Raw genomic sequence first — 26,248 nt, 5'->3', positions numbered from 1 at the left:
CGTCCGACGACAGAATGCGTGGCGTCGCCGGTTAAGGCAAGACTTGTGAGGCGAGTACCGCCTCACATTCGGTTTAAAGCCGTAAGATCGGAGTATCCGTCTATCCGTGCGACGTCATGATTTCAGCGGTCGATCAGCACCGAGCATTTTGCGTGGCGGACGACGCGGTCGGCAGTGGCGCCGATAATGTAGTTGCTGAGATCGGGAACATGCGAGGCAACGATGATGAGATCGGCCTTTGCGTCTTCGGCGGCGGCCAGTATTTCGCGCGCCGGCGCGCCCTGGCGGATTTCGATATCGGCCTTGACTCCGGCCGTGTTGCGAAGTTCGGTCAGTTCTGTTTCAGCCCGCTTGCGGGCATCGACGAGCATGTCGATGGACAGATCCGACACGACATAGGCCGGCAGTTCCTCGACGACGTTGATCATCAGAATGCGGCCACCTGCAGCAGACAGCTGTGCGGCCTGCTTCAATATACGTTCAGCCTTTTCCGCCTGGGCTATATCGACTGCTACAAGGATCGTTTTGTACATTTCAATCTCCTTCAACTGTCCAGCATTTTTGCCCAGCTTACACCTACCGCCTTGATTCGCATCAAGCTTCATTGTTCACCTTTTAAGAACGAAGCTTCTCTCATTTTTCGACTTTCGTGAACGATGAGAATGGGCGATATTTCGGCATCGCGGCTTTGCCGCCGCAGACGTCTGCGGCGATGCAAACTCGCCCCGGAGAGTATCAATGAGCAATTCTTCTGAAGCAGCTTTCGCCCTGACACGCCCGGCTCATGTGGACCGCGCGCATCTGGTGGTTACCGATCTCGATACCACATCGAAATTCTATCAAGAGATCATCGGCCTGTCGGTGTTGGAAAAGAGTGCCAGCGGCGTGCTGCTTGGCGCCCATGGCCTGCCTCTGTTGCAGCTTACGACCGACAGCACTGTTACTCGCGCACCGCGCCAGGCTGCAGGTCTTTTTCACACCGCATTTCTGATGCCGAACCGTCTGGAACTTGCCCACTGGCTGGCGAATGCGGCGCACAAGGGCGTGCAGCTCGACGGCGCGTCGGACCATCTGGTCTCGGAAGCACTCTATCTGTCGGATCCGGAAGGCAACGGTATCGAGATCTATCGTGACCGCACGCCGGATGAATGGACCTATTTTCCGGATGGAACGGTGCAGATGGCAACCGACCGGCTGAACCTCCAGGCGCTTTACGACTCGGCGCCAAAGAGCGACTGGAACGGCATGGCACCGGGCACATCCGTTGGTCATATCCACCTGCAGGTCGGCGACATTCCGCAAGCGGACGCATTCTATCGCGACGTGCTGGGGTTGAAAATCATGGCGCGCTATCCGGGTGCGAGCTTCTTTGCCACCGGCGGCTACCACCATCATATCGCGGCCAATATCTGGAACAGCCGGGGCGCTCAGCCACGCCAAGACAACATGACCGGCCTTTCCGATTACACGGTGCGCTTCAACGACAAGGAAGCACTTTCCAAGGCACTCGCAGCGCTGGAAACCCAGGAAATCTCAACGACGAAGACAGCCGAAGGACATGCGCTGAAAGACCCGTGGGGTATCGGCCTGACGTTGGCAGCTTGAGGCCTCCAGTATCGACCTGTTTGGCAGGATTACCAGAAAGCTAATAAACACTCGGCGCTCCGGAACCGGAGTGCCGTTTTTGCGTTTTGTCGCAGGCTCGGGGCACTCAGGAAACACATGACAACGACCAGCGCGCGCGGCAGCGGCAAGCCGAAGAAGCATTTCGTAGATTTTTCGTCGCGTCGGCGCGAGGCATTCGCTGTCGTCGAGGAAGAAGATCTGAGCTCGGCCGAGGATGTCCCGCTGGGACGTGACGCACTCAATGTGGCCATGGCCTGGGCCGTGATCGGCATATTTGCGATCATCTTCTTCGCCATCCTTCATTATATGGCGCTGATCCTCATCCCCATCACACTTGCAGTCGTGGTGGGACTGATCCTCGGGCTTGTGGCAGACAAGCTCGGCCGGGCGGGCGTGCCGCGTTTCGGCATTGCCGTAATCCTGTCGACCCTTGTGTTTCTCGTACTGTTCGTGATCGCCAATGCGCTGGCGGAACCGGTTGCAACGCTCATGCGGGAGGGGCCGACATTCGTCGAACGCTCCTACGATCGCCTCATGCCTTTTTTGGAACGTCAGCACTGGCTGAACATCTCCCCGGCCACGTTCCAGACCGGTACGATGTCGATGGACAAGCTGTTGGAGAACTCCACCAACATTCTGGGCGTGGTAACGGCCAGCCTGACACCTGCGATCATTCAGGGGATGATCTTCTTTGCTGCGCTGCTGCTGTTCCTTTATGGACGTCTGAGGCTTCGCAGAACCGTGATCATGGCGTTTCCGAACCGCCGCCAGCGTCTGATCACAATCAGGATACTGAACTCGATCGATGAGGTCCTGGGCTATTATTTCGCGACAGCCAGCGTCATGTATTTCTGCCTCGGCATCGTAATGACGGTAATCGCGTGGCTGTGCGGACTGAGCATGCCGGTGCTGTGGGGCATGTTCGCGTTTCTCTCAAGCTTCATCCCGTTCCTCGGGATCACGCTGATGACGATCTCGGTGGCGATTGCCGGCATTCTCACCCATGACGCCATTCTCCTGGCGCTGCTGCCGGCCTTCCTGTTTTTCACCGTGCATCTCGCGATGGAAAACCTGATCTTTCCGGCGGTGATGGGGCGTCAGTGGGAGATCAATCCCTTCGTCGTCTTCCTCGCCATCCTGTTCTGGACCTGGATGTGGGGAGCTGTCGGCGCGATGCTGGCACTGCCACTTTCGCTGATCCTCATGACGGTGCTGGCGGAACTGTTTCCCGAGCGTAAGGCAACGCCAAACCTGCCGGGTTGAGGCTGGAGAAGCACCGCAGCATTATCGATGCTGCGGCGACACAGGATCAGTCGTAGAGGTAATATTTGTCCCAAAGGTCACGGGTGACCTTGGAGCCGATCGTATAGTCGAAGGACATGATCTTCAGGCCGGCCTCACCGGTTTCGCATTTGAACTTGAGGCGGTACCAATCCCCCGCGCTGCGGAAGACGGCGCCTGGTGCCTTCAGTTTGTTTCCGTCCTCGATCGTATCGGAAAAGGTGTAGGCGATGACCTTGTCGGGGCGGAATTCGCCGGTTTTGCGAATCTGGTCCATCGCTTCCATGTCGCAACGCTGCTCTCGGCGTTCATCAGGGTCCAGGGCGTTCAATTGCCTGGTAACGCGCGCATCCAGCGCATGTGCCGCAGACGCGGAAAACAGGACAAGAGCCATCACCGACAGCTGTTTCTTCATGTGATCCCTACTCATATCGACTTGGATGGCGCGGAAACTAGGAGACGTGCAGTCAATTGACCACCAACCAAGGCGCGAAATACCATGATGTGAACAGACGAGGCGGTGAGCGGAGAAAAATGGCTGAACAGGTGCTTTCGGATGCAAAGAAGAAGTAACGCGCGTCGTCATCACTGCTTGCCTCTCAGGCGCCCACAACCTATCTCTGGCACTCCTTCCTTTCATACCGGAGTGCTCCCTTGGCCCCCTCCCCTAAATCGCCTTTCGCCAATCTCCCTGCAGCCCCTGTAGCGCCCAAGAAGCCGGTCAGCGACACGCGTCACGGAATTACCCGCTCGGACGATTATGCCTGGCTGCGGGCCGACAACTGGCAGGCGATGTTCAAGGATCCGTCGATCCTCGACCATGAAATCCGCAAGCATCTGGAAGCCGAAAACAGTTATATGGAAGCAGCACTCGGCGATACGGAAGAGCTGCAGAAAACCCTGTTTTCCGAAATGCGCGGCCGCATCAAGGAAGACGACAGTTCGGTGCCGACGAAGGACGGACCTTACGCCTATGGCTCCCTGTTCGTGACCGGCGGCGAGCAGCCGCATTATTTCCGCACGCCGCGTGACGGCGGCGACAAGCAGACGCTTTTCGACGGTGACAAGGAAGCGGCGGGCAAGGATTATTTCCGGCTGGCCGGCATGGACCACTCGACCGATCATAGCCACGGCATCTGGGGTTATGACGACAAGGGGTCGGAATATTTCACCCTGCGCATCCGCAATCTTGAAACCGGCGTGGACCTCGATGACGTGATCGAGAACACTGCTGGCGACGGCGTGTGGGCGCCCGATGGCAAGAGCTTCTTCTACACGCTGCAGGACGAGAACCATCGCCCGTCGAAAGTCTTCCACCATATCGTCGGTGAGCCGCAGTCTGCCGATCGGCTGGTGTTCGAGGAGACTGATCCAGGCTTCTTCATGGGTGTCGGAGGCTCGCTGCTCGACGACTTCATCTATATCGACATCCACGACCACGAGACGTCCGAATACCGGCTGATCCCGACTTCCGATCTGACTGCCGAGCCGAAGCTGGTGGCGGAGCGCGAAGAGGGCATCGAATATTCGATGACCGAGGGCGGCGACGTTTTCTACATCATGACCAATGATGGCGACGCCAAGGATTTCAAAATCGTCGAGGCGCCGATTTCCGCTCCCGGCAAGGAGAACTGGAAGCCCGTCGTGCCGCATGAACCGGGCCGGCTGATCATCTCGCACATGGCCTATGCACGCCATCTGATCTGGCTGCAGCGCAAGGACGGTCTGCCGCAGATCGTCATCCGTGACCGGCGGACGGGCGAAGAACATGCGATCGCCTTCGATGAGGAAGCCTATTCGCTCGGTCTTTCGGGCGCAGCCGAATACGATTCCGATATGATCCGGTTCTCCTATTCGTCGATGACCACGCCGACCCAGCTCTATGACTACGACATGGTGACGCGCGAACGGGTGCTGCTGAAGACCCAGGAAGTGCCATCGGGGCATAACCCGGATGATTACGTCACCCGCCGGGTGATGGCACGGGCGCATGACGGCGAACTGGTGCCGGTCTCGCTGCTCTACAAAAAGGGGACGCCACTCGACGGTTCGTCGCCCTGCCTGCTCTACGGTTATGGCGCCTATGGCATAACCATCCCGGCGTCGTTCTCGACCAATGCGCTTTCGCTTGCAGACCGCGGCATCGTCTATGCCATCGCCCATATCCGCGGCGGCAAGGACAAGGGCTTCGCCTGGTACGAAAACGGCAAGATGGAGAACAAGCAGAACACCTTTAAAGACTTCATCGCGGCGGCCGACCATCTGGTTGCGACCGGCTTTACCTCGTATGACCGGATCATTGCCGAGGGCGGCTCCGCCGGTGGCATGCTGATGGGCGCGGTTGCCAACATGGCGCCGGAAAAATTCGCCGGCATCATCGCCGCAGTGCCCTTCGTCGATGTGTTGAACACCATGCTCGACGACACGCTGCCGCTCACTCCACCGGAATGGCCGGAATGGGGCAACCCGATCGAGTCCGAGGAGGAATATCGCTGGATCGCGACCTATTCGCCTTACGACAACGTCACGGCCCGAGCCTATCCGCCGATCCTGGCAATCTCAGGCCTTACCGACCCGCGCGTAACCTATTGGGAGCCGACCAAGTGGGTGGCCAAGCTGCGCGAACATACGTCCGGGACGGCGCCGATCCTGCTCAAAACGAATATGGCGGCCGGCCATGGCGGCAAGTCGGGCCGTTTCCAGAGGCTTGAAGAAATCGCGTTCGAATATGCATTCGCGATCAAGGTGGCGGGCAAGATGTAAGCGAATACGGGTACCCACCTTATCCGGATAATTGACAATCGGGCCAGCATCTTGCTGGCCCGAATTGCAATGGGGCCTCGCCTTGCATGATTCTTCAGACCATGCCGCCCAACACTGACGGAGAGGCGGAAAAACGGTGCGCGGATAATCAGGGCTCGCCGTAACAGTTAAATTCCAGACATGGGTTCATATTTTCCTGGCAGCGGCGAAGCTGAGCGAAAATCGCGCAAGCTTGCGCTTTTACAGGCGTTTTACCGGTTCGAACAAGCAGGTTTCAGCCTGTCAAGCCCTCTTCAGTCCCCACGCCAGCCCGACGCAAGCTTCGCGCAAGGTTCCAGCGTTAACCCTTCGTTAACTAACTGGACGTGGACCAAAGCGATGAAGATCGATAGCGGCCTGAGTGGCTATCAATATCCGAACCGAACCGTTGAAGTGGAGCGCACGGCTGAGGAAGCGCCTCAAGCTGCCGCCGTTTCGTCAACACGCTTCGCGGACGCCTTGACCGGCAGCAGCACGCAGCTTTCCAGCTCGCTTGCAAGCGCGCTCTGGACCATGGACGCGGAAGACGCCGGCCCAAGCTTTAGCGCGGCCGCAGCACCGCAAGCCTGGGTGCAGAACCTCTACCAGGAATTTGCCTGACCGGCATTGCAACACCAGATACAAAAAAGGCCCGAACCGGATCCGGTTTCGGGCCTTTCTTTTTTGGTCTGCCGGAACCTGGTTGAGGCAATCAACCGAGAGCGGTTACCTCTACCGTCACATGCGACAGGCCGGGGATGGATTTCAGCTTTTCCTTATAGGACGCAGGCGCCTTGGGGACTGTCGTCGCGACTGAAACGATCGCTGCATTGTGCCCAGGACCAAGCTGCCAGACATGCAGATCCATGACCGTATCGTCGGGCGTTTCCATGACCTTCCTGATCCTGATCGCCAGATCCCCGTCATCCGGCTGCGCATCGAGCAGCACGCGGGACGTGGCGCGGAGAAGCCCGAAGGACCAGCGCGCTATGACAATGCCGCCAACGATGCCCATGATCGGATCAAGCGCATTCCAGCCATAGAGCCGACCGAGGATAAGTGCGGCGATTGCCAGTACCGAGGTCAGCGCATCAGCGAGAACATGGAGATAGGCGGCGCGAAGATTGTTATCTTCGGTGCCAACACGCGCGTGATGACCGGAATGAGCGTGATCGCCATGATGACCGGCGTGACTATGGCTGCCATGATGTCCATGGTGGCCGCCGTGATGATGATCGCGGTCATCGCGCAGCAGCCAGGCGCTAAGCAGGTTTACGGCCAGGCCGATGACGGCCACGAAGATCGCCTGATCGAAATCGATCGCCACCGGATTTGCCAGGCGCACGAAGCTTTCCCAGGCGATGAACAGCGCCACCAGCGCCAGCACCACAGCACTGGCGAAACCGGCGAGATCACCCAACTTGCCGGTCCCGAAGGTGTAACGCGGGTTCTTCGCATTGCGCCTTGCATACATATAGGCCAGCGCCGAGATCAACATGGCTCCGGCATGGGTGGACATGTGCCAGCCATCGGCCGTCAACGCCATAGACCCGAAGATCGAGCCGGCGACGATTTCCGCCACCATCATCGAGGCGGTCAGCGCAATGACCAGCCAGACCTTACGCTCGTTGCGCTCATGATCCGCGCCGAGAAACACGTGTTCATGCTTCAGACTATCGATACTGCTTGCCATGACAGGCTCCATTTCCAAACACCAACGGCCGAAGCCGCATTCAAACTGTGAGCGGCCGTTCTCACCGGATGTAGGTACGCAGGACATCGGCGAGTTCGGCGGCCGCCTTGTCCCGCTCGGCATCGTTTTCGGCATGCACCACGTGCTCATGCAAATGGCCCTCTATGACCTCGCCGGTCAGGCCGGCCAGCGCACCGCGGATAGAAGCCAGAAGCTGCAGGACGTCGCCGCAGGGCGCCTCCGCCTCCAGCGCGCGCTCGACAGCTTCCATCTGCCCCTTCATACGGCGCACGCGCGCCAGGAGTTTTGCCTTGTCTCGAACGGTGTGCGACACGTCTCGCCTCAAATATAGTATAGGGGGGTATACTATCATAAGATCACAAAGGTGCAATCTACCATTGAGCCACCTTGCCGCAGGTCAGCTCTAGCCCCGAGCAAGCCCCGCTTTCTAAGCCTTAGTCAGAAAGTTGAGGAGACAACCATGATCGTTACATCAAGTTCGAGTTCCAGTGCCTATGCAGGCTATACCGACAGGTCCGCGAAGAGTGGGACCGACATGTTCGTGCTGGATGAGAATCGGCAGCAGGGAAGCGGCAGCAACAGTCAGGGCAATGCCTTGACCAGCGGCGACACATCGTTCAGCGCCAAGCTGGCAGCCATGTTCCTGGTGCCTGAAAGGCCAGAAGCAGACACAGCCAAGGATGCGAGCGAAACGGGAACCGAAAAGAGCGCCTACAGCCAATACGAACAGGAATTCATGGATCTTGCCGACAAGACGCTCGCTGAACGGATCCGAGAACAGTACCTGAAGGATAACGACCTGACCGAAGATGATGTCAATGCGATGTCGCCCGAGGACCGCAAAGCGGTAGAAGACGATATCCGCAATGCAATTCTCGAGGCGATGGGCGTCAACGAGGACAAGCAGGCGATAGCGGTCACCATCAACGTCCCGAATGCAACCGACTTCGTTGCGACAAACGCGGAAGACGAGACACAGTTGTAACGGCACAGGCTGCGACCGACCGTTTCAGATCCGGTGTACAAAACCTTGAACAGCAAAGGATCGCCGATTAGATATCTCCAGAGACTATAGGTTTGGAGTGTGTCATGCTGTCGATTGGCGATCTTTCGAAACGGACCGGCGTAAAGGTTCCGACTATCCGTTATTACGAGCAGATGGGCCTGCTTGCCGCAGCGGAACGATCCGAGGGCAACCAGCGACGTTATGAGCGGCAGGATCTCGAGCGGCTCGCCTTCATCCGCCATGCGCGCGACCTGGGGCTCGACATTTCCGCCATCCGCGAGTTGATTGCACTCAGCCAGCATCCGCACCAGCCCTGCGGCAATGCCGACCGGATTGCCACCGATCACCTGAAAAGCGTGCGCGACAAGATCGAGAAACTGAAGAAGCTGGAACAGGAGCTGGCGCGCATCGTCTCGCATTGCGACGGCGATCACGCAATCGAGGACTGCTACGTGATCCGCTCGCTTTCAGATCACGGACTTTGCGACAGTGAGCATTGAGGCTTCTTCTCGATCAGGACACCCTTGACAAGTTTTTCGGACAGGCGCATGAGAGCTGCCATGATCAATACGCGCCTAACCACCGCCGCAACGTATTTTTGGGCCTACCTGTAAAGGGCGGCTCGACAGATCATCATGTCAACAAGCCGCCGTCAGGCGGCTTTGTTGTTTCAGACGGCACCTGACGGCACCACAAGATCAAAGGATGCCGAAATGCCGCAAGTTCTTCTCGAAGACAGCGAAATATCCCTCCCCCGCCCGGCCGTGCTGACCATCCGTCATGCCAAGCGCCACGACCTGCCCGAACTCAACGAGATGATCGCGGCACTTGCAGCGCATCACCATGATGCTTCGGCCATGACGCCCGATATTCTCGAACGCGACCTGTTCGGCGATCGGCCATGGATCACCGTGCTTGTGGCCGATACCGGTTCGGAACTGATCGGATACGCCATTCTCGTGCCGCTCTACCGCGCCCAGGAAGGCACCCGCGGCATGGACCTGCATCATCTCTTCGTGCGCGACGGCCAGCGTGGGCACGGCATCGGCCAGCATCTGGTGGCGCGCGCCCGCGACATCGCCAAAGGCGCCGGCTGCGGTTACCTCTCCGTCAGCGCCACGACGGGCAATTCGGCCGCTCACCGTTTCTACGAACACCTGGAATTCAAGCCGCGGCCGGTCACCGGCATGCGCTATACACAGGCGCTCACCTGAGCGCGCAATCCGACCCTTGGCGGCCTTGAAAGGACCGAAAGATGACAGCGATCGTGGTAGCGCTAACACCGGAATTCGCCGATTGGGAATGCGCGCTGCTGATGGCGGTGGCACGCAGCTATCTCGGAGTGATAGTGAAGACTGCGACAGGTGATGGCAGTCCCGTGACTTCGATGGGCGGACTGAACGTGACACCCGATCTTTCTTTCGCGCAGGTAAGGCCGGAAGATTTCGATGCGCTCGTGGTGCCCGGCGGGCTCGCCTGGGAAAACAAGCGCGTGCCCGCAGACCTGCATGATCTTGTGCGGTCATTCCGCGACAAGAACAAGATGGCGGCCGGCATTTGCGCTGCCGCCAGCATGCTGGCCGGCGCCGGCGTGTTGAACGATGTGAAGCATACCGGCAACCGGGTTGCCTCGCATCAGGAATACCCGGGCTATAGTGGCGAAAAGCTTTATGTGGATGGCCCGAAGGCGGTGTCTGCCGATGGCGTGGTGACAGCTGCAGGAACCGCACCCTTCACCTTCACGGTCGAAATCCTGAAAGGTCTCGGACTGTGGGATGCGACGGCGCAAGAGGAATTATCGCCGTTTTCCGCCGAGCATAGGTAATATTCGAGACCATCAAAGCGCTGGCACGGCTTTCAGATACGCCGCAATGGCTTCCAGGTCGCTTTTCGGCAGATGAGCCATGTTCTTCTGGACTTCGACCATTGCGCCACCAGCCGAATCGTATTCCGGGGTAAAGCCAGTTTCGAGGTAATTGACGATATCGGCTTCGCTCCACGAGCCGATCGGGCCTGACGGGGTGATGCCGGGCACTTTGCCCTCGCCTTCCGGATTGGGACCGCCGGCGAGCCATTTGCCTGACTCGAAGCCGCCAAGGGCGTTGCGCGGCGTATGGCATTCGCCGCAATGTCCCGGGCCTTCGACGAGATACTGGCCGCGACGGATCTTTTCGTCGGCTGACGCGAGTTCAACCCGGGGTGCCTCGCTGAAATAGAGGAGCTTCCAGCCGCCGACCGCCATGCGGATATTGAACGGGAAGCCCAGCTCATGCGGCCGGGCAACATTGGAGCTTGCCGGCAGGGTCTTCAGATAGGCAAAGAGATCGCCGATATCCTTCGGCGACATGCGCACATAGGAGCCATAGGGGAAAGACGGATAGAGATGCTCGCCATTCGGCCCGACGCCGCGGGTCATGGCATTGCCGAACTGAGCCAGCGTCCAGCCGCCGATACCGACATTCGGATCGGGAGAAATATTGGGAATATGGAAGGTGCCGAATGGGCTTGGCAGCGCCCTCCCGCCGGACATGACCTTCAGCGCATCGCCTTCGGCCCCGGTTGCAGCATGGCAGCTGGCGCATCCGCCGGCCCAGAACAACTGCTCGCCATGGGCCAGATCCGGCGTGCCGGCATTCGCCCAGAAGCTTTCCGGATGCGGCTCAGGTTTTGTCAGCGCCCATGCGGTGACCGCTCCCAAACCTATTACCGCGACGCCAACCGCCGCTATCTTCGACCAGGTCGAGGCCATGGCAAGTCTCCGGAAATCCGTCCTTCAGGTTCATGAAGCGGATCAGCGCAGCCGAGACTGCGCCGATCCCTCAACCGGTTCGCTTATCGCTTCAGGCGGTAAGTCTGGTGGCAGGTGCCGCAATTGGCACCGAGCGTCTGCACCGCCTGCTGCACGCCGGCCTGATCCGCCGGCATGGAGGCGAGAAGCGTATCGGCATCGCTGGCGAGCTTCATGGACTTTGCCTTGAAGTCATCCATGTTGTCCCAGATTGCCGGGGCAGCTGCAGAATTGACTTCGGAACCGGCCGGGAAGTTATCCGGGAAGACCTTCATGTCGGTGCTAATCGTCGTCAGAGCGGCCTTGACCGCCTCCGCGTCATAAGGCTTTTCACCCTTGGCGATAGCGCCAAGTGCGCCCACGGAGGCGCCGACCTGCTTCATCATCTGCTCGCGCTTGGCGACAGGATTGTCCTGAGCGACGGCTGCAGCCGCCAAGCCAAGACAGAGTGCAGCAGTGGTGATGGCGGTCATCCTGATCTTCATGAAGAAGTCTCCTCGTTATGCGGCAAGACAGCCGGCAATTGCGCGAGGATATTGGACCGGCTTATCCGTTTGAAAGAAATCACGTTCCTGTCAGGATTGCGGAATGCTGTGGACCCTGCGTTGAACACAGTGTTCACAAATACAGCACAGTGACAGACAGATTACAGCTGCCGATGCAGTGCTTCCCATAAAGCAAGGGCGGCGATCAGCAACAAGATCCCGCCACAGCAGCGGCCGATCCATACTGTGCCTGTGCGATTTCCGACGAGCATGTTTCTTGCCCGACCGGCCGCGACAGCGATTGCGCCATAAACAGCCAGCTGGGTTGCCGCGGTCATCGCGGCCATGACGAGGGCCTGCGGCGCGAGCGGACCGAATTCGGGCTTGAGAAACTGCGGATAGACGGCCAGCATGAACATATAGGCCTTGGGGTTGATGAGACAGGTAATGGCGCCACGACGAAAGGCCTCCCAATTGCTTTTCGTATCGGCACGCCCGACATCATCGACGACGATTGCGCTTCTGATCAGGGTGAGCCCGATCCAGGCCATATAGAGCGCGCCGACCAGCATCAGCGGCGTAAACAGGACGGGCAGGAGTTTTGCCAGCAGACCAACGCCCAGGGCGCCATAGGCAGAATGGACCAGGCCGCCCAGCATCATGCCTGCTGTGGCGGCCAGCCCTGCCGCCCGGCCACGGGCAAGCGAATTCGCCAGGACGAATATCATATCCATGCCCGGCAGGATGATGATACCGAAGAGAAGGGTGAAGAAGAGCCAGAGGTTTTCGCCGTAACTCATGTCAGTTGTCGCGCCATCCCGTTTTTGAAAATTCGCCGGTTACCCTTGTTTTTCAGGCCGGCAGCAGGCGCTATAAGCCAGCGCAACTGACAGCGTTCTGTCAGTTGAATCGATGATGACGGAGAAATCTCATGCGCAAGGCGTCGCGGCTGTTCGAGATCATCCAGATCCTGAGGCCGGCTAGAAAGCCGGTGACGGCGGCGGCAATCGCCGCGCAACTGGAAGTCACGATACGGTCGATTTATCGGGATATTGCAGCGCTTCAGGCCATGCGTGTGCCGATCGAAGGCGAGCGCGGCATCGGCTATATCTTGAGGCCCGGCTTCACCCTGCCGCCGCTGATGCTGTCGATCGAGGAAACCGAGGCAATCGTGCTGGCTCTGGCGCTTCTCGACCGCACCGGAGATACCGAGTTGAGACGCGCCGCCAAGCGGGTGAACCGCAAGATCGCAGCGGTCGTTCCTGAGCCGCTTGCCCGAACATTTTCGGCAGATGCACTGTATGCCTGGGGAACGGTTGCCCCTTCGCCGGACGCAGTGGATCTGGCCCTTGTGCGCCGTGCGATCCGTGACGAGCAGAAGCTGCTGATCGATTATCGTGACGAGCCGGGCAATGTGACGAATCGGGCGATCCGGCCGATTGCACTCATCTATTATTCGCAAACTGCCAACATCGTCGCCTGGTGCGAATTGCGCAACGCGATCCGCAATTTTCGTGCGGACCGCGTGACGCATTGCGAAGCGAGGGACGATTTCTTTCCGGGGCAAGGCGACCGGTTACGCCAGGTCTGGATCGACGGATGGCAGCAACCGATCGCCTGATACCCGAATGCATGGGGCGTTTTGGCACCTCTCATGCATCCGGTGCCGCATTAAGGCTCAGTCTTTTTTCGGCAGCATGGCCGTCAGCGTTTCGTCCTTGTCGATGAAGTGGTGCTTCAGCGCGAAGGCGGCATGGCCGGCGACGACGAGGCCCAGCGCCCAGGAGAGGTAGAAATGGGCAGAGACGAGATAGGGCGTCAGTTCCGGGTTCTTTCCGCCGAGGCCGGGAATGGTGAAGAGACCGGCAACCGGGATTGCATAACCGGCAGAAGAACTGTTCCACCAGCCGGAAACAGGCACTGCGACCATCAGGAAGTAGAGGGCGAAGTGGCCGAGATGGGTGGCCGTCTTCATGATTGCCGGCATGTCCGTCAGTTCAGGCGGGCGGTTATAGGCGCGCCAGATGATACGCCCGACGATGAGGAAAAGCGTCGTGGTGGCGATCGATTTGTGCAGGGTAATGGCCCAGATCTTCTGTGCCGTCTCGCCGTCGCTGACACCGTAATGCAGCATGGCGCCGCCGTAATATCCCACGCCCCAGGCGACCACGATGATGGCCGCCATAAGCCAGTGAAGAAATTTTGAGGTTGCATTGAAATTCCGCGATCCGGGTCGCGTCAGGGTTCCCGTGTCTGTTGTGCTGGCCATGTCGTTTCGCTCGTTCCCAGTTGAATACACTCGCGAAGACGGCCCGAACATTTCCTGCGGAAAATCAATAAATAGGTTTTGGATGGTTCTTCAAATCAGTTCAAAAATTGACAAATAACATAAGTCATTCGGGCCGTTACTTGCGATTGTGAGGAAACAGATCGAAGTCAGTTTATCCAAGTACACAGAGTGTCGCAGAACGCGCGAAGATATCCCTCGTTACCTCAACGAGAGGCAGGGAAAACCGGCTTAAACCGTTTCCAATGAAAGGCTTTCTATTTTGACTGCGTCTGTGGCGCCATCTTCAATCGCGGCGCTTTGCCTCACCCAGGGTTGAGCCGGCAATTCACCGAGAGGCGTTTCCGCCTCAGCCGGAATTACTCAGAGAGCCAAGCTGCGGTTTTCCTCGCGGCCGTAGCCGATCACCTCGATACGGTCCTTGTAGACCTCGACGACGGCAAAGGTGTTTTCCGTCTCGGTATCGACCATGCCCTTGAAATTGACATACCAGGTGGAGCCAGTGCGTCCGAGATTGCCGACATGGTTATGGCCATTCAGATAGGCGATGACGTTGCCCGAGCGCTCGAACAATTCGGTAACCCGCTCGCCATTCCAGAGATTATGCGGGTTCTCGGGATAGAGCGGATAGTGCCCCATGACGATGACCGCCTCGCCGCGTTCTCGCGCGTCGGCAAGCATCTGGTCCAGCCAGGCGAACTGCCCATCGCCGATGCCGCCATTCCACGGCATGGCATTGATGGCGCCTGCAGCTTCCAGTGCGGCCAGACGACTGCGTGCCTCGGCGTGACGCGCATGCCCTTCCGGAGTGGCGAACAGGCTCACCTCGTTGCCGTCGATGACTACGAAGCGGATGCCGCCGCGCAAGAAATGATGCCAGGGGGCAGGCATGCCGAGACGCGCATGAACCTCTGTCAGCCGCTGCGGCGCAATGGAAAAATCGTGGTTGCCGGGAAGCAGGATGCTCTCGTGGCGCAGCCCTTCATAGACGGAAAGAATAGGGTCAAAGCTTTCCCAGTCTCGATCAATCAGATCCCCGAGCGTCACGACGAAAGCGAGATCCTCGCCGTTCAGCGTATCAATCGCGTCCGCCAGCTTCTTCAGGCTGTTGCGGTAATACCGATTGTATTCCAGCCTTGGTTCGACATCTGCATACTGGGGATCGGCGATGACGCCGAAGCGGAGGAGAGGTTTTTCAGAAGACATGGCGCGCAGTTAGGCTCGATCTGTGACAGGGGTGTGACGGACGGCATGTAGATTGGCTGCTCACCCGCGATAAAGACGACGTGAACATAATCGTCGGCATTGTGATCCGGTCTCGCGGTCATTGCGGGTAAGAGGAACTGCATGCGCGTCATCGCGAAGATACGCTCTTTTGCCTGATTATTCCGGAAGAACGATTTGCCAGCAATCACCCGCCGAACCCTTCTCATCGCAACTCCCCTGTTCGTGACAGGATGCGCAACATCAGCGGTGCAGCCCATCGCCCTCAAGCCGTCCGTCGACCCTCGCTATACGGCCATGTATGCCGCGATCGAGGGGGAGCAGTTTCCGATCAAGGCCGCGGACCTGAAACGCGTCGACCCGCAATATTATCGCCGCGAGGTGGCCTATCCGACGCGCGAACGACCCGGAACGATCGTCGTCGACACTAGAAACCGGTACCTCTACCTCGTTCAGGAAAACGGCCAGGCGCTGCGTTATGGCATTGGCGTCGGCAAGACCGGACTGGAATTCGAAGGCGTCGGCAGGGTTCAATACAAGCGCCAGTGGCCGCGCTGGACGCCGACACAGGACATGATTGCCCGAGAGCCGGAACGTTACGGTCCGCTTGCCGCCGGCATGGAGCCGGGCGTGCTCAATCCGCTTGGGCCGCGCGCGCTCTATCTTTTCAAAGACGGTCGCGACACGCTCTACCGCATTCACGGCACGACGGAGGACTGGACGATCGGCAAGGCAGTTTCGAGCGGTTGTATTCGCCTGCTCAACCAGGACATCGTCGACCTTTATCGCCGCGTTCCAGATGGCACCCGCGTCGTCGTTCTGCAGGATGGTCCACGAGAAGGCTTCATGCCCGAAGCCGTCTAGAAACGGCAGTGAGGGGAAACCTTCCAAACACAAAAGAAAACACCCGGCGCCGCGAGACGCCGGGTGTTTCCGATGACTGAAACGGCTGAAGCTTACTTGGAAGCGGCTTCGTACATTTCCAGCACGTAATCCCAGTTGATCAGGCTGTCGACGAAGGCTTCGAGATACTTCGGACGGGCGTTGCGGTAGTCGATGTAATAGGAGTGTTCCCATACGTCGACGCCGAGGATCGGGGATGCGCCGTGAACCAGCGGGTTTTCGCCATTCGGGGTCTTGGAAATGGCGAGCTTGCCGTCCTTGACCGAAAGCCAAGCCCAGCCGGAGCCGAACTGCGTGGTGCCGGCTGCGATGAAATCAGCCTTGAACTTGTCGTAGCCGCCGAGATCGCTGTCGATTGCAGCCTGCAGCTTGCCGGGCAGCTTGTTACCGCCGCCGTCCTTCTTCATCCACTTCCAGAAATGGATGTGGTTGTAGTGCTGGGCAGCGTTGTTGAAGAGACCCTGATTGGTGCCGAAGGACTTCTTGACGACTTCCTCGACCGAAAGGTCGGCAAGGCCAGCTTCCGCTGCGAGCTTGTTGCCGTTGTCGACATAGGCCTTGTGGTGCTTGTCGTGGTGATACTCGAGCGTCTCCTTCGACATGAAGGGAACGAGCGCTTCGTAATCATAGGGAAGTGCGGGAAGTTCGAAGGCCATTGGTCTACTCCTTTTAGGCAAAACCTTGGGTAATCGTCGTGCGGGAACATAGGAGCGGACCGGAGAAGAGGCAACGCCCCCGATGCCAAAATTATGGCAAAAATCAAAGATGCAGCGCAGCAGCTTTGCTTGGTAACGCCATGTCGTGGAACATCGTTCCAGCGATCCGGAAATTGCTCCGCCAATACCTGAATTTAGCGGCGCGTCACAGGACTGCCGCCAATCGGTGGCAATCGGAACATTCCAAAAGGAGGATTTGATTCGATGACAATCACGACCGCGCCGTTTGCCGCGCTGAGCATCTTTCTCATCACCGGCAGTGTTGCTCATGCATCCTCGGATGATGCCTGGGCAAAGTTCCAGACGGATGTTTCCAGAGCCTGCGTAAAGGCTTCCAAGGGACTGATCGAAAAAGGCAATACAGTCGTTGATCCCTATGGCAGCCAACATTACGGGATGGCCGTCGTGACCGGAAAGGCTGTCGGTGCGAAAACCAGGATCAGCACCATCTGCGTTTACGACAAGCAGAAAAAAACGGCCGAAATCGGCGGTGAGATCAGTGCAGAAAAGCTGGCGGTGAAACCATAAGCCAAAATGCGATCAACAATCAGTTTCGCGCAGGATTGCATTTCTATGGTTGGTCATTGTTTGCGTTTCCGTTTGCGATTTTGACATTTGACCGATGAGAGCAATGTGATCACCAACGATATTCCAGCAGTTCCGCAATTTTTGATGCGCGAAACCGATCATCATATTCTTCAGGCCATGGTGACCGATGAATTGGACAGGCGAGCTTCCGATATCGCCTGTCTGGACGATGCAAATGATACGGCTACACCCTTGCCCGCGCTCGACCTCTCTTCGGTCGATCTGTTCGTGCCGGATACCACTGAGGTTTCCGACACGACAGACAAGGCGGGTTCGCCCCCGATTGCGCTCAATGCGACCGCTGCCGCATCTGCAAGCGGGTATTCTACAAGCGAACTAATCCTCTTCCGTACGCTTACCGGCTATCGCCTGGATACGCAGACACCGATATGGCGGGCTGTGGACGATAACGGGAACCGCGTCTCAACGGCCGATCGGCTTTTCACTACATTGGCTGAAGAAGCCTTTCGTTTTGCCGACAGGCAGCGGCGTCTGGACGGCTCGGCTCAACGAAATCTGGCGATCGAGGATCTTGCCCTGACGCTGTCGGCGATCCGGCGTGCAGCAAGCTCCATCGGGTCCCGGGGACTGATCGCATTCGAACGATTGGAAACGGCAATCATGAGGGTGAAGGAAGAGAACAGCGCACATACATTTGGCGCCTCGTGAACCATCTCCACCGATATTGTCGGATTTGATATATTTTGATTATCTAATATTTAAGCCGTGAGGCCTACAGTTTTCCGGACCACGGGAGCAAGGCATGACCACGGCAAAGACGCGCGGGTTTGCAAACGACAGGGCAATGCTGCAGGCGGTGATGGCGGCAATGGACAACCTGCCGGTCGCCGTCGGCATTTTCGAGCTGGAAGGCCGGCCGCTCTACGCCAATCGTCGCTTCCAGGAATTGCATGACCTCGACAGCCGATGGCACAACGAGGACGAGACTTTCGCCGATGTCGTTGCCGATGGCCGGATGGCCGACTGGAAAGAGGACCCAATCGCCTATTTCGAGCGTCTTATCCGCAAGCTGCTCGAAGAAGGCTCTTCCGTGACGCAGGTGGAGATCGGCGACAAGATCATCGACGTCCAGGATGTGCTGCTTGACGGGAAATATCTGCTGAGCACACAGCAGGATATTACCGCGCGGGTGAAGGCGGAACAGCGGGTTTCCTATCTCGCCCATCACGACCCGCTCACCGACCTACCCAACCGCATGCGGTTTGCGGCAGAGCTTGCCAAGCTGATTGCGGAAAGCCGGGTGCTGCGCCGCCAGTTTGGCGTGATGAGTTTCGACGTCGACCGTTTCAAGGATATCAACGACGTGTTCGGCCATGCAGCCGGCGATACCGTGCTAGCGGAACTGGCCAGGCGAGTGAAGAGCGTGATCGATGAAGACGACGTGGCTGCGCGCCTTGGCGGTGACGAGTTTACCGTGATCAGCGTTGGTGACGACCAGCCGGAAACGATGACACGGCTTGCCGAGCGGCTGACGCGGGTGATGGAAGAGGAAGTTGAAGTGGACGGGCGCTCGCTTCGGGTGAGCCTCAGCATCGGAATCGCGATGTTTCCACAGGATGGCGCCGATGCCGCGACATTGCTTGCCAATTCGGATGCGGCGCTCTATCGCGCCAAGGCAGAAGGGCGCGGTCGCTTCTGTGCTTTCAACTCCCGCATGGACCGCCGAATGCATGACCGGCGCGTGCTGCAGCAGGACCTGCGCCATGCGATCAAACGTGGCGAGCTGATGCTGCATTATCAGCCACAGGCCGCTGTTACCGGCGAGATCTTTGGCTTCGAGGCACTCTTACGCTGGCATCATCCAACCCGCGGCCTGATCACGCCCGACGAATTCGTGCCCTTGGCTGAGGAAAGCGGCCAGATCGTCGAAATCGGCCGCTGGGTGCTTAACGAAGCCGGGCGTGAAGCTGCAAGCTGGCCGAACCGGCTCAAGATCGCCATAAACATCTCACCGATCCAGTTTCGCCAGGACAGCCTCGTTAGCGACGTTCATACGATGCTTCTGGAAACGGGGCTTTCCGCCGACCGGCTGGAACTTGAAGTCACCGAGGGCGTGCTGGTACAAGATTTCGCCCGGGCGCTGCAAATCCTGCGAGGCCTCAAGGCACTTGGTGTGCGGATTGCCATGGACGACTTCGGTACAGGGTATTCGTCCCTCTCCTATCTGCAATCCTTCCCCTTCGATACGATCAAGATCGACAGGTCATTCACCTCCAAGCTGGTGGCCGACTCGAGCGCCGACGAGATCGTGCGCGCGGTGATCGGGCTCGGGCGCGGATTGAACATTCCGATCGTGGCGGAAGGTGTGGAGACGGAAGAACAACGCGCGTTTCTGGAAGACGCGCAGTGCCAGAACCTGCAGGGCCACCTGATCGGCCGGGCAGGCCCGATCGCGCAATATGCCGGCCTGACCGGGGCGGAGGACAACCCGTCTCTTCCGCAGATCGACACGGATGGATTTCACGTAAAGCAGACATCACGGCGGCGCTAAAACGCTGCGGGATCACTATGCCTCATGGCATGACATAAGTCGGATCATCCAAGCCACGCGAACCGATCGTCATCCAGATATGCTATCGGTGAACGGAGCGGTCACAGGCTGCGGCCTAGCTCCTTTCCGGTTCCTGTCGTAGACAGATCATCCTTTGATACGGACGATCCGTGTCCCTTGCGCATAAGGTATTGTCATGACCGCCTTGCAGAATTCCCTTCTTGTCATCCTGCTTCACGGTGTCGGATCCAACGGCGCCGATCTCGCCCCACTCGGCGAAAACTGGAAAGCGCGCCTGCCGGATGCCGTCTTCGTTTCACCGAATGCACCGGAACGGTCGAGCTTCGGAACAGGTTACCAGTGGTTCAGCGTTGCAGGCGTGACCGAGGAAAACCGCCCTGCCCGCATTACCGCGGCCCGCCCGGCGTTCGATACGGTGATTTCCGACCTCATCGAGGAAAACGGTTTCAACGGGCGTCTTGACCGGGTGGTGCTCGTCGGTTTTTCACAAGGCACGATCATGTCGCTTGATGCTGTCGCGAGCGGCCGCTGGCCGGTTGCAGCCGTTGTCGGTTTTTCCGGAAGAATGGCGACCGAAAAGCCGCTGGCGCCATCGACGGCAACCAGGATTCTACTCGTTCACGGCACGTCCGACCCGGTCATCCCATCCTGGGAAACGGAGAAGGCGGAAACCGAACTCAAAGCGGCAGGTGTGGCCGTCGAGACGGTCATCGAGCCGGGCCTCGGCCATACGATCTCGATCGGCGGTGTCGATCGCGCTGCGGATTTCCTGGAAGGAATCGCCCGGAATTGAGCGCCGGGCGGCTTATTTCCTGATAATCGGCTCGCCGTGGAAACGGCGGCGGGACGGTTTGGATACGCCGAAGCCGACTTCCATCATCAGCCGCGGCTTCGTTACCGGTACCGTGCCCATGTGGAAGCCGAACGGATCCTCGACGAAACCGGAGCCGGCCGGGCCAGTCAACGTGACGGCCTGATCGGCACCGTAATAATCCAGCACTTCATCCGCCGGATGACCGACGAGCAGCGTGTACTGGTGCTTTGCCTTGCGCCGGTTGTGACTACCCTTGACGAAGACATGCGGGCCGGTGCCTTCATCGACATCGACGAGGTTGAAGAAGAATTTCAGCATTCGCCAGTCGTCGAGATCGAAATGGAACTTGTCGAGCGACGCAAGGCTGCGGTCGGCTTCAGAAGAGGCCTGGGTCGGGAAACTCCACCAGATGCGAGTGGTTATAAGCCGGGCGCTGGCGCCGAGATAATGTTTTGCGACATCCATCAGCAAAGGGTCGGCCTGGATGGCGCGTACACCCTGGCTTTTCAGCGATCGCTCGAAGAAATGGCCGCTCAGCAGCGAGCGACCGAAACTCTGCTCGGCCTCGTTATGCCGGGGCGCGACAAATTCGAGAGACCGGTCGAAATTGCCGAAACACGGCATCATCAACGCAAAGCGGCCGATCTCCTGCTGGATCTCGGCAGGCATCTGCAGGCCGGTGAAAATACCGTCGCCGCGCAGGGCATCAGCAATCGCGGCTGCATCCAGCCTACCGAACAGGGATGGCTGCGGCTTACCCGAGGGCTTGTATTTTGCCGACAGGGCCCAATGGGCACGACGGCCGGGCATCGTGCGGGCAAGCATGAACATCGGCAACCAGGCCGGATTTTCCTTCACGTCCGCAAGATAGGTTGGAATTCTAACCGCCATCCGGCGAAACCGGCTGCCATTTCGGGCGATTGTCTCAAGGTCGGTGGGCTGCGATGCACTCGATGATGATACGTCTACTGACATTGCCACTCCTAAGGGGCCTGTATTCCCAAGGGGGAGAGAGGATGCAGATACTACCTGAACTCATTTGGCATATTTTTGCTGCAATGCGGCAAAAATATGAGGTCAATTCAGCATATACTTTCTACGCCGCAATACAATTGACAGAAATGACTATATAATACTCTACCTTATTCGATAAATAATACGGCAAACAAGATCAATGCCCGGGCACTATTCTACCCGAGCATTGGCGATATCCGACTTGGATTATTTCAACTGCAGGCACAATTTACTCTAAACCTCTAAGTCTTTGTTTCCATGAAAGCCTATACCTATAACGATCTCAGCTTTCATTGGTTTTCCGAACGATCAGGCGTCGTTGCGACCGCCTGATCGAGCCCAGTCCATGTAAAGCTCCAAAGCCTTGCGGGCGACCGGCCCTTCCTGCAGTGAGCGTTCCTCGAATTTCGTGACAGGTGCGATCTTGGAATAGTTGCCCGAGGTGAAGATCTCGTCGGCAGTTTCGAAATCCTTTACCGTCAGCGTTACTTCGCGAACGTCGAAACCGGACTCACGCAGCAGGCCAATGACACGCGAGCGGGTGATGCCGGCAAGGAAGGTGCCGTTGGCGATCGGCGTCATGACTACGCCGTCCTTGACCATGAAGATGTTCGAGGACGCTGTTTCCGCGACATTGCCGTTCATGTCGAGCGCGAGCGCATTGTCGAAGCCGCGCGAATGGGCCTCGATGATCATGCGGCCGCTGTTGGGATAAAGGCTACCGGCCTTGGCAATGGTCATGGCGACTTCCGGGCTGGGGCGACGGAAGGGCGACAGCGTCAGTGAAGAGGGCTTTGCGGTTCCCATCGGCGCCTCGAACAGGCAGAGCGCAAAGCGGGTCGATTCCGCATCAGGCGCGACGACGCTGTAGGATGTGCCATGTTCGGCCCAATACATCGGCTTGATGTAGATCGCCGTCTTGCCGTCGAATTTCTTGACGCCTTCGAGTGCGAGCGCCTCGATTTGTTCCGGGGTCATCGTCGGCTTCATGCCCATATTGGTGGCGGAGCGGTTGACGCGCTGGCAATGCAGGTCAAGGTCCGGCGAGATGCCATCGAACCAGCGGGCGCCATCGAAGACTGTCGAGGCCAGCCACATGGCGTGTGAGGTCGGGCCAATGAGCTTCGGATTGCCATCAATCCATTCCCCGTCCACATAGGTCCAGGTGATCGAGCGGGGGGATGTATCGACGGCCATGATCAGTCTCCTTCAAAGCAGGCACGAAAAATGGCGCGAATGAAGGCTTCAGACGACGGAAGGTCAAGCGATAATCTGAGATGAAACATCACAAAAATTGATGTTTCATCGTCAATTACCGATCAGGGATTGGCGCCGGGCTGGCTGGGCGTGGGAGGCTGCCCGGTCAAAGGGTTCTGCTGTGTCGGGTCTGCGCCTTGCAGATGGCCGCCAGCAGGAAATCGATTGGCATCATTCATCCAGATAATGCTCAGCACGCATGCAACCAAAAGGCCAAGAACAAGGATAAACAGCCAACGCAACGGGACACCTCTTCATTTCGTTCACGGATCTATATCGACCGACATGATCCGTGATCTTTCACCAGAACAATCGGGCGTCTATGCGGCAACACGAATAAACATGGGGCGGCACTGCGTTGACAGGCCTGTAAAGGCGGCGCAATTTCGAGCTTCGCTGCTATCCCGCAAGTCTAGACACTATAAACGCCATATAAACGCCATGCCCAAATCATCTCCAATGTCACTGACCCAGCAGATGGTCGACCTTTGCTTTCGCGAGGAGGAAGATCCGGGGCTGCCCGCGGCCTGGACCCCGCTGACCGACGCCGACTATACGGCGCTGACCCAGCGCCTGGTCGAGGAAATCGGTGACGAGCCGTTGTGGATCTTCGCTTATGGCTCGCTGATCTGGAAACCGGGTTTCGCGTCCATCGCGTGCCAGCGTGCAACCGCCTATGGCTGGCACCGATCGTTTTCGCTGCGTATCGAGCGCGGACGCGGTTCTCCCGCTCAGCCTGGGCTGATGATGATGTTATCGCGCGGTGGACGTTGCGACGGGTTGATCTACAGGGTGGCCGACCACGACAAGCGCGAGCAGATCGAAAGCGCGCTTAGGCGCGAACTCAGCAACAAGGACAGCTTGTCGACGTTTCGTTTTCTTCCGGTCAGGACGGAGGATGGCGGCACGATCCCGGCCCTGACATTCTGGGCGGGAGGAGACAGTCCGCGGATCGTCAAGCCGCTGCTGCCGCTGGAAGAGGTGGCCCCCATTCTGGCGCGTGCCTGCGGGCATCGCGGTTCCTGCGCCGAATATCTCTATAATACCGTGGTCCATCTGGCGGAATTCGGCATTCGCGACCGCAATCTCTGGCGGCTGCAGGAACTGGTGGCGAAGGAAGTGGAAGCAGTACACGGGGCTTCGGCCTCCCAGGCCCCCACCAATGCGGCCGGCACTCTGTCGCCTTACACATCTGCGCGCCTTACCTGACGGCAGAGGTTCCGCTCTTCGCATCGAGGCTCATCGCACGGTGCATCCCGGCGTACTATCCCTCAAATGGGTGAAGACCTCACGCTTCGATCGTGATTGAACGCTTGAGGGGCCTTGTCAGCCCTTGACTGAAATGGCTGGCTCCCTCGACAAACCTGTTCGGGGCACTCCACGAGAGGGCCAGCCATACGTATACATGAAGAAAGAATGGCAGAATCTGTGACGACGGCGCTTATCCTCTATTTGCTGATTGCGAAAATCTTCTTCGTCATCACCCTGATCGAGGGCGCGTTGCGCAACCTTCCGTGGACGGCGGCTCGGTTTTCGGGGCTGTTGCTGACCACCGCATGGCCCTTTCTCATAATCGCAGTCGCCATTGCCAGCCGCCGGAGCGGCAGGAAGACAGCGCAAGACCCCGATCCTCGAAACACCGCCAGCTGCCCATAGAAGACCTGTGCCATCGCCCTATATGCGCCCGTCGATATCAATTGACGGCGGGCAACAGGGCAGATGCAGAGCATATTGAAGGAAGGCGAGACCTGCTGGCGGATCGCACAGGCAGACAGGCTTTCGATCATCATCGATGCCGCCGACTTCTTTCGTTACGCCAAGAGCGCCATGGCAAAGGCACAACGCTCTATCTACCTGATCGGCTGGGATTTCGACACGCGGATCGAGCTGATACCTGGCAATGGCGACGACAGGCAACGGAACCGGAAAGCCTCCGACGAACTGCCCGACCAGCTCGGCAAGTTTCTCAACGCGATCGCCGCGCGCAATGAAAATCTCGATATCCGCATCCTGAAATGGGATATCGGGCTGATCAATTCGATCACACGCGGCGAGACGCCGTTCTACATTCTCAAATGGATGTTCGACAAACGCATCAACCTGAAACTGGACGGCGCGCATCCATCGATTTCATCGCATCATATGAAGCTGCTGGTGATCGACGACGAAGTGGCGTTCTGCGGCGGGATCGACATGACGGTCGGGCGCTGGGATACGCGCGACCATGCGGATAAAGAACCGTTGCGCAAGTCTCCCATGGGTTTCGCGCAAGGCCCCTGGCATGATGCAACAACGTGTCTTTCCGGCGAGGCGGCACGGGCGCTCGGCGAAATCGCGCGGCTGCGATGGAAACGCGCAACGGATGAGGAGCTGCCTGAGCCGCGTGATCTGGCGCAGAAAGATACGCCCTGGCCGGAGGGGCTCGATGTCGGTTTCCGCGACATCGCCATCGGTATTGCGCGCACCGCACCGGAATATGACAGTCGCGAACAGGTCGTCGAGATCGAAACCGCCAAGCTTGCGATCATCGCCGCGGTGAAAAAGACGCTTTATGTGGAAAGCCAGTATTTCGCTTCCCGGCGGATCGCGGAAGCCATGGCCGAGCGCCTGAAAGAACCGGACAGCCCGGAGATCGTGCTGATCAATCCGGAAGGCTGCGAAGGGTTTCTGGAAGCGAAGGCAATGGACGGCGCACGTATCCGGCTGATGAAGCTGGTCAGAGAGGCGGACGTCCACAATCGGTTCCGCCTCTATTATCCGGTCAATGCGGCGCGCACGCCGATCTATGTCCATGCCAAGATGATGTTTGCCGACGACCGGATCGTGAAGATCGGCTCCGCCAATCTGAACAACCGGTCAATGGGCTATGACACAGAATGCGACCTCATTCTGGAGGCTTCTGAAGGGCAGACGGATCTCACGGACAAGATCATCGCCACGCGGGACGACCTGATTGCCGAACATCTGGGGCGCGATGCATCGGAGGTTTCGGCAGCGATTGCGGCGCATGGCGGGTCGATTATCGCTGCGATCGAAGCGCTGAACCGGGACAGTGGACGCGGGCTTGTATCCGTGCCGATGCGCGACTTGACGGCGGACGAGGAGCTGATTGCCGAATCCGACATTGCCGATCCAGAGCGGCCTGCCGGCGTGCGTTATCGGACTTCCAGCTTCCTCAAGCGGAAGTTCGGGCACAAGGTGAAAAAAGCGCTCTGAACGCCATCGTGCAGG

General features: G+C 58.4%; 29 protein-coding genes. 17 read left to right on the top strand and 12 right to left on the bottom strand.

Going from position 1 to position 26,248, the window contains the following annotated elements; all coding sequences use genetic code 11:
• Positions 1 to 122: 122 nt before the first annotated feature.
• Positions 123 to 533 carry a universal stress protein gene (locus tag MRBLMR1_RS17740; RefSeq protein WP_148143942.1) on the bottom strand — a complete coding sequence of 137 codons (411 nt, stop codon included), beginning with the start codon at positions 531 to 533 and terminating at the stop codon, positions 123 to 125.
• A 205-nt stretch (positions 534 to 738) separates the two neighbouring features.
• Here MRBLMR1_RS17740 and MRBLMR1_RS17735 point away from each other — a divergent pair, with 205 nt between their 5' ends.
• Positions 739 to 1,605, top strand: coding sequence for a VOC family protein (locus MRBLMR1_RS17735; RefSeq protein ID WP_148143943.1), 867 nt, complete (start codon positions 739 to 741; stop codon positions 1,603 to 1,605).
• 117 nt (positions 1,606 to 1,722) lie between these two features.
• A complete protein-coding gene (locus tag MRBLMR1_RS17730; RefSeq protein ID WP_148143944.1) occupies positions 1,723 to 2,889 on the top strand; it encodes an AI-2E family transporter in 1,167 nt (388 codons plus the stop codon).
• Between the two features lie 46 nt (positions 2,890 to 2,935).
• Here MRBLMR1_RS17730 and MRBLMR1_RS17725 read toward each other — a convergent pair whose 3' ends face one another.
• Complete coding sequence (locus tag MRBLMR1_RS17725) at positions 2,936 to 3,322, bottom strand: DUF930 domain-containing protein (protein ID WP_148143945.1); 387 nt, start codon at positions 3,320 to 3,322, stop codon at positions 2,936 to 2,938.
• Between the two features lie 239 nt (positions 3,323 to 3,561).
• Here MRBLMR1_RS17725 and MRBLMR1_RS17720 point away from each other — a divergent pair, with 239 nt between their 5' ends.
• Complete coding sequence (locus MRBLMR1_RS17720; RefSeq protein WP_500065423.1) at positions 3,562 to 5,670, top strand: S9 family peptidase; 2,109 nt, start codon at positions 3,562 to 3,564, stop codon at positions 5,668 to 5,670.
• 180 nt (positions 5,671 to 5,850) lie between these two features.
• Positions 5,851 to 6,309: a hypothetical protein gene (locus MRBLMR1_RS17715; protein ID WP_148143947.1), complete on the top strand. Its 459-nt coding sequence runs from the start codon at positions 5,851 to 5,853 to the stop codon at positions 6,307 to 6,309.
• 91 nt (positions 6,310 to 6,400) lie between these two features.
• Here the strand turns inward: MRBLMR1_RS17715 and dmeF are convergent, their stop codons facing one another.
• On the bottom strand, positions 6,401 to 7,381 hold the full coding sequence (dmeF, locus tag MRBLMR1_RS17710) for a CDF family Co(II)/Ni(II) efflux transporter DmeF (protein ID WP_148143948.1): 981 nt from the start codon (positions 7,379 to 7,381) through the stop codon (positions 6,401 to 6,403).
• 61 nt (positions 7,382 to 7,442) lie between these two features.
• Positions 7,443 to 7,715: a Ni(II)/Co(II)-sensing transcriptional repressor DmeR gene (gene dmeR / locus MRBLMR1_RS17705; protein WP_148143949.1), complete on the bottom strand. Its 273-nt coding sequence runs from the start codon at positions 7,713 to 7,715 to the stop codon at positions 7,443 to 7,445.
• Between the two features lie 147 nt (positions 7,716 to 7,862).
• On the opposite strand from dmeR, the gene MRBLMR1_RS17700 reads away from it, so the two are divergent.
• From MRBLMR1_RS17700 to MRBLMR1_RS17685, 4 genes are all read left to right on the top strand, one after another.
• The gene (locus MRBLMR1_RS17700) at positions 7,863 to 8,387 is read left to right on the top strand and encodes a hypothetical protein (protein ID WP_148143950.1); all 525 of its coding nucleotides are present in this window, start codon (positions 7,863 to 7,865) and stop codon (positions 8,385 to 8,387) included.
• A gap of 104 nt (positions 8,388 to 8,491) precedes the next feature.
• Positions 8,492 to 8,908: a MerR family transcriptional regulator gene (locus MRBLMR1_RS17695; RefSeq protein WP_148143951.1), complete on the top strand. Its 417-nt coding sequence runs from the start codon at positions 8,492 to 8,494 to the stop codon at positions 8,906 to 8,908.
• A 135-nt stretch (positions 8,909 to 9,043) separates the two neighbouring features.
• Positions 9,044 to 9,622 (top strand): GNAT family N-acetyltransferase, encoded by a 579-nt coding sequence (locus MRBLMR1_RS17690; protein WP_148143952.1) that lies wholly within the window; start codon positions 9,044 to 9,046, stop codon positions 9,620 to 9,622.
• 41 nt (positions 9,623 to 9,663) lie between these two features.
• The gene (locus MRBLMR1_RS17685) at positions 9,664 to 10,233 is read left to right on the top strand and encodes a DJ-1/PfpI family protein (RefSeq protein WP_148143953.1); all 570 of its coding nucleotides are present in this window, start codon (positions 9,664 to 9,666) and stop codon (positions 10,231 to 10,233) included.
• A gap of 12 nt (positions 10,234 to 10,245) precedes the next feature.
• On the opposite strand, the gene MRBLMR1_RS17680 is transcribed toward MRBLMR1_RS17685, so the two are convergent.
• The 3 genes from MRBLMR1_RS17680 to MRBLMR1_RS17670 all read right to left on the bottom strand — a co-directional run bounded on the left by MRBLMR1_RS17680 (position 10,246) and on the right by MRBLMR1_RS17670 (position 12,481).
• Positions 10,246 to 11,157 (bottom strand): cytochrome c, encoded by a 912-nt coding sequence (locus MRBLMR1_RS17680; protein ID WP_148143954.1) that lies wholly within the window; start codon positions 11,155 to 11,157, stop codon positions 10,246 to 10,248.
• Between the two features lie 83 nt (positions 11,158 to 11,240).
• Positions 11,241 to 11,675: a c-type cytochrome gene (locus MRBLMR1_RS17675; protein WP_500065521.1), complete on the bottom strand. Its 435-nt coding sequence runs from the start codon at positions 11,673 to 11,675 to the stop codon at positions 11,241 to 11,243.
• Between the two features lie 167 nt (positions 11,676 to 11,842).
• Positions 11,843 to 12,481: a LysE family translocator gene (locus tag MRBLMR1_RS17670; RefSeq protein WP_148143956.1), complete on the bottom strand. Its 639-nt coding sequence runs from the start codon at positions 12,479 to 12,481 to the stop codon at positions 11,843 to 11,845.
• A gap of 131 nt (positions 12,482 to 12,612) precedes the next feature.
• Between MRBLMR1_RS17670 and MRBLMR1_RS17665 the strand changes: the two genes are divergently transcribed.
• Positions 12,613 to 13,302 (top strand): helix-turn-helix transcriptional regulator, encoded by a 690-nt coding sequence (locus MRBLMR1_RS17665; RefSeq protein WP_148143957.1) that lies wholly within the window; start codon positions 12,613 to 12,615, stop codon positions 13,300 to 13,302.
• 57 nt (positions 13,303 to 13,359) lie between these two features.
• On the opposite strand, the gene MRBLMR1_RS17660 is transcribed toward MRBLMR1_RS17665, so the two are convergent.
• Together MRBLMR1_RS17660 and MRBLMR1_RS17655 are read right to left on the bottom strand one after the other, a co-directional pair.
• Complete coding sequence (locus MRBLMR1_RS17660) at positions 13,360 to 13,950, bottom strand: cytochrome b (RefSeq protein WP_148143958.1); 591 nt, start codon at positions 13,948 to 13,950, stop codon at positions 13,360 to 13,362.
• Positions 13,951 to 14,331: 381 nt separating this feature from the next.
• Positions 14,332 to 15,174, bottom strand: coding sequence for a metallophosphoesterase (locus MRBLMR1_RS17655; protein WP_148143959.1), 843 nt, complete (start codon positions 15,172 to 15,174; stop codon positions 14,332 to 14,334).
• Positions 15,175 to 15,441: 267 nt separating this feature from the next.
• On the opposite strand from MRBLMR1_RS17655, the gene MRBLMR1_RS17650 reads away from it, so the two are divergent.
• Complete coding sequence (locus MRBLMR1_RS17650; RefSeq protein ID WP_500065418.1) at positions 15,442 to 16,056, top strand: L,D-transpeptidase; 615 nt, start codon at positions 15,442 to 15,444, stop codon at positions 16,054 to 16,056.
• A gap of 92 nt (positions 16,057 to 16,148) precedes the next feature.
• Here the strand turns inward: MRBLMR1_RS17650 and MRBLMR1_RS17645 are convergent, their stop codons facing one another.
• Positions 16,149 to 16,751, bottom strand: a complete 603-nt coding sequence (locus tag MRBLMR1_RS17645) for a superoxide dismutase (RefSeq protein ID WP_148143961.1) — start codon at positions 16,749 to 16,751, stop codon at positions 16,149 to 16,151.
• 264 nt (positions 16,752 to 17,015) lie between these two features.
• Between MRBLMR1_RS17645 and MRBLMR1_RS17640 the strand changes: the two genes are divergently transcribed.
• The 4 genes from MRBLMR1_RS17640 (at position 17,016) to MRBLMR1_RS17625 (ending at position 20,725) form a co-directional block, all read left to right on the top strand.
• A complete protein-coding gene (locus MRBLMR1_RS17640) occupies positions 17,016 to 17,339 on the top strand; it encodes a hypothetical protein (protein WP_148143962.1) in 324 nt (107 codons plus the stop codon).
• Positions 17,340 to 17,444: 105 nt separating this feature from the next.
• Positions 17,445 to 18,068: a hypothetical protein gene (locus MRBLMR1_RS17635; RefSeq protein ID WP_148143963.1), complete on the top strand. Its 624-nt coding sequence runs from the start codon at positions 17,445 to 17,447 to the stop codon at positions 18,066 to 18,068.
• 94 nt (positions 18,069 to 18,162) lie between these two features.
• On the top strand, positions 18,163 to 19,911 hold the full coding sequence (locus MRBLMR1_RS17630) for an EAL domain-containing protein (RefSeq protein WP_210297763.1): 1,749 nt from the start codon (positions 18,163 to 18,165) through the stop codon (positions 19,909 to 19,911).
• Positions 19,912 to 20,107: 196 nt separating this feature from the next.
• Complete coding sequence (locus MRBLMR1_RS17625; protein ID WP_148143964.1) at positions 20,108 to 20,725, top strand: dienelactone hydrolase family protein; 618 nt, start codon at positions 20,108 to 20,110, stop codon at positions 20,723 to 20,725.
• A gap of 12 nt (positions 20,726 to 20,737) precedes the next feature.
• On the opposite strand, the gene MRBLMR1_RS17620 is transcribed toward MRBLMR1_RS17625, so the two are convergent.
• A complete protein-coding gene (locus MRBLMR1_RS17620; protein WP_148143965.1) occupies positions 20,738 to 21,721 on the bottom strand; it encodes a phytanoyl-CoA dioxygenase family protein in 984 nt (327 codons plus the stop codon).
• A gap of 348 nt (positions 21,722 to 22,069) precedes the next feature.
• Positions 22,070 to 22,957 (bottom strand): branched-chain amino acid aminotransferase, encoded by an 888-nt coding sequence (locus tag MRBLMR1_RS17615; protein WP_148143966.1) that lies wholly within the window; start codon positions 22,955 to 22,957, stop codon positions 22,070 to 22,072.
• A gap of 519 nt (positions 22,958 to 23,476) precedes the next feature.
• On the opposite strand from MRBLMR1_RS17615, the gene MRBLMR1_RS17610 reads away from it, so the two are divergent.
• The 3 genes from MRBLMR1_RS17610 to MRBLMR1_RS17600 all read left to right on the top strand — a co-directional run bounded on the left by MRBLMR1_RS17610 (position 23,477) and on the right by MRBLMR1_RS17600 (position 26,233).
• Positions 23,477 to 24,226: a gamma-glutamylcyclotransferase gene (locus MRBLMR1_RS17610; protein ID WP_500065415.1), complete on the top strand. Its 750-nt coding sequence runs from the start codon at positions 23,477 to 23,479 to the stop codon at positions 24,224 to 24,226.
• Between the two features lie 207 nt (positions 24,227 to 24,433).
• Positions 24,434 to 24,673: a hypothetical protein gene (locus MRBLMR1_RS17605; RefSeq protein ID WP_148143968.1), complete on the top strand. Its 240-nt coding sequence runs from the start codon at positions 24,434 to 24,436 to the stop codon at positions 24,671 to 24,673.
• A 63-nt stretch (positions 24,674 to 24,736) separates the two neighbouring features.
• Entirely contained in the window at positions 24,737 to 26,233 is a 1,497-nt protein-coding gene (locus MRBLMR1_RS17600) for a phospholipase D-like domain-containing protein (protein ID WP_500065413.1), read from the top strand.
• Positions 26,234 to 26,248: the final 15 nt, after the last annotated feature.

The sequence above is a fragment of the Neorhizobium sp. LMR1-1-1.1 genome (assembly GCF_040675795.1).
In the GTDB taxonomy this organism is placed as follows: Bacteria; Pseudomonadota; Alphaproteobacteria; order Rhizobiales; family Rhizobiaceae; genus Neorhizobium; species Neorhizobium cellulosilyticum.
This window is presented reverse-complemented; position numbering and strand designations above follow the sequence as displayed.